The sequence below is a fragment of the Rubrivirga sp. genome, assembly GCF_049648075.1.
Classification (GTDB): domain Bacteria; phylum Bacteroidota; class Rhodothermia; order Rhodothermales; family Rubricoccaceae; genus Rubrivirga.
In genome coordinates, this window is sequence record NZ_JBARYR010000340.1 from 1 (window position 1) to 2,872 (window position 2,872).

Genomic DNA, 2,872 nt, shown 5'->3' on the forward strand with positions numbered 1-2,872 from the left:
CGGTCCACCTGGTCGTGAACAACCAGATCGGGTTCACGACGCTCCCGATGCACTCCCGCTCGTCGGCCTACGCCACGGACATCGCGCGGATGATCCAGGCGCCCATCTTCCACGTCAACGGCGACGATCCCGAGGCGGCGGTCCGCGTCGCGCGGCTGGCCCTCGATTACCGGCAGGTGTTCAACAAGGACGTCGTGATCGACATGGTCTGCTACCGCAAGTACGGCCATAACGAGGGCGACGAGCCGGCGTACACGCAGCCGCTCATGTACGAAGACATCGGCGGCCACCGGTCCGTCCGCAAGCTCTACCTGGAGCTGCTGCTACGGCGTGGTGAGCTGTCGCCGCAAGAGGCCGAGGGCGTCCTCGACGACTTCAAATCGAAGCTCGACAACGCGTTCGAGGAGACCAAGGACTTGGCCGAGCGCCTCAAGGACGTCGAGCACGTCCCGGTCCCGGAGCACATCGAGGCCAACGACAATGTCGCGACCGCGGCCTCGAGGGCGGACCTCGAGCGGGTGATGGAGGCCGTCGTCACGATGCCGGACGACTTCGCCGTCCACAAGAAGCTGGCGCGGCTGGTCGTGGACCGCCGGCGCAAGCAGTTCGAGGACGGGACCATCGACTGGGCATTCGCCGAGGCCTTGGCGTTCGGGACGCTGCTCTTGGAGGGCGCGCCGGTGCGGCTGAGTGGGCAGGACTCGGGGCGCGGCACGTTCAGCCAGCGCCACGCGATCCTCCACGACCAGACGGACGGCCACAGGCACATCCCGCTCAACGAGATCGTCGAGGGCGGGCCGGGCAATGGCCAGGCTCGGTTCCAGGTCTACGACTCGCTTCTGAGTGAGTACGCGGCCCTCGGCTTCGAGTACGGGTACTCGGTCGCGGACCCGAGTGCGCTGGTGATGTGGGAGGGGCAGTTCGGCGACTTCGTCAACGGCGCTCAGATCATGATCGACCAGTTCATCACTGCGGCGGAGGCCAAGTGGGGCCAGACGTCGTCCTTGACGATGCTGCTGCCGCACGGCTACGAGGGCCAGGGGCCAGAGCACTCGTCGGGCCGCCTCGAGCGCTTTTTGCAGGCGTGCGCCGAGGACAACATCATCGTCGCCAACTACTCGACGCCGGCCAACTACTTCCACGCGCTCCGTCGTCAAGTCCTGCGCGACGCCAAGAAGCCCCTCGTCGTGATGACGCCGAAGTCGCTGCTTCGGCATCCGCAGGCGACCTCGACCGTGGAGGACCTGTCGGACGGGTCGTACCAGCCGTTCATCGAGGGCGACAATCCAGACGCGGATCGCCTGGTGATCTGCTCGGGCAAGGTGGTCTACGACGTGCTGAAGGCGCGCGAGGCGCTGGACGATCCGTCGTCGGTGTCGGTCGCGCGTCTCGAGCAGTTCTACCCGTTCCCGGACCAAGCCGTCCTCGAGGACGTGAAGCGGTTCGCGGGCAAGACCGTCGTGTGGCTCCAGGAGGAGCCCGCCAACATGGGCGCCTGGACGTTCGTCCGCCCTCGACTGGACGACCTGCTCGAGCAGGTCGGCGGAGGACGGGTTCAGTACGCGGGCCGCGACGCGGCGGCGAGCCCGGCGACGGGCAGCGCCAAGGTCCACGCCCTCCAGCAGGAGCAGATCTTGCGCGACGCGCTCGGCCTCGATGGCTAGCCAGGACGAGCACGAATGGTCCGGCCTCGAGGACGCGTCGTCGAGGCCGGACGTGGAGCGACGGTTCTGGTGGAGCCAGACGCCGGACGCTAGGCTGCGAGAGGTCCAGCGTCTCCGGGAGCTCACGTATGGCGACGCGGCCAAAGGCCACGTTGACCGCTCCGCCCTCGAGGTCGGCACTCGCGGGCCGGATGGTAAGGTGCAGTGGGGACGGCGGAGGTGACCCCTCTTCGCTCGTGGCGCCGCGTCGTCGTCAAGGTCGGGAGCGCGTTGGTGGCGCCCCACGGCGAGCCGAGCGACGAGCACCTCGAGGGCATCGCCCGGTTCGCGACCGCGAGCTTGGACGCCGGCCTCGAGGTCGTGATTGTCTCGTCGGGCGCGGTCGCGTCCGGGCGTGGGGTCGGGGACCGGCGGCCCCGCACGATCCCCGAAAAGCAGGCGCTCGCGGCCATCGGTCAGCCAAGGTTGGTGGCGCGGTGGGCGCGGCTCTTGGAGACGTCCGTCGCCCAGGTCTTGCTCACGCACGACGACCTGTCCCATCGAGGACGATTCCTCAACGCGCGCAACACGTTCGCCGAACTTCTGTCGCGCGGGATCATCCCGATCGTAAACGAGAACGACACGGTGGCCGTCGAGGAACTGAAGGTGGGCGACAACGACAACCTAGCAGCCCACGTCGCCGTCCTGACCGACGCGGACCTTCTGGTCATCTGCACTGACGTCGCCGGGTTCTACGACGCCGATCCGCGTTCCGTCCTCGAGGCCGCGCTCGTTCCGGTCGTGGAGTGCATCGACGCGTCGGTCCGGGCGATGGCCGGCGGGGCGGGGACCGAGGCCGGGACGGGCGGGATGCGGACCAAGCTCCAAGCGGCCGAGAAGGCGACGGCGCGCGGGATCGACACGGTCCTGCTGGACGGGACGTCGGCACCCGCCCTCGAGGCACTTGCCAACGGACGCGTCGAGGGGACGCTCTTTCGCGCGCTCGACCCGCCGCTTTCCGCTCGCAAGCACTGGCTGCTCCACGCGACGCCCGCCGCGGGCAGGATCACCATCGATGCGGGCGCGGCACGTGCCGTCCTCGAGGGCGGCGCGTCGCTCTTGGCGAGCGGAGTCGCCAGCTTCGAGGGCGACTTCGGGCGTGCCGATGTCGTCGAGATCGTCGACCTCGAGGGGGGCGTGATCGGGCGTGGCGCCTCACGGTACTCGGC

At 68.8% G+C, this 2,872-nt stretch carries 3 protein-coding genes; all 3 read left to right on the top strand.

What is annotated here, in order from left to right:
• Positions 1-1,664 (top strand): 2-oxoglutarate dehydrogenase E1 component (locus tag WBA11_RS10175; protein WP_424520585.1); only part of this gene is annotated, 1,664 nt, incomplete at its 5' end.
• Complete coding sequence (locus tag WBA11_RS10180) at positions 1,657-1,887, top strand: hypothetical protein (protein WP_424520586.1); 231 nt, start codon at positions 1,657-1,659, stop codon at positions 1,885-1,887. The genes WBA11_RS10175 and WBA11_RS10180, both read left to right, overlap by 8 nt.
• Positions 1,884-2,872 (top strand): glutamate 5-kinase (gene proB / locus WBA11_RS10185; protein ID WP_424520587.1); only part of this gene is annotated, 989 nt, incomplete at its 3' end. The genes WBA11_RS10180 and proB, both read left to right, overlap by 4 nt.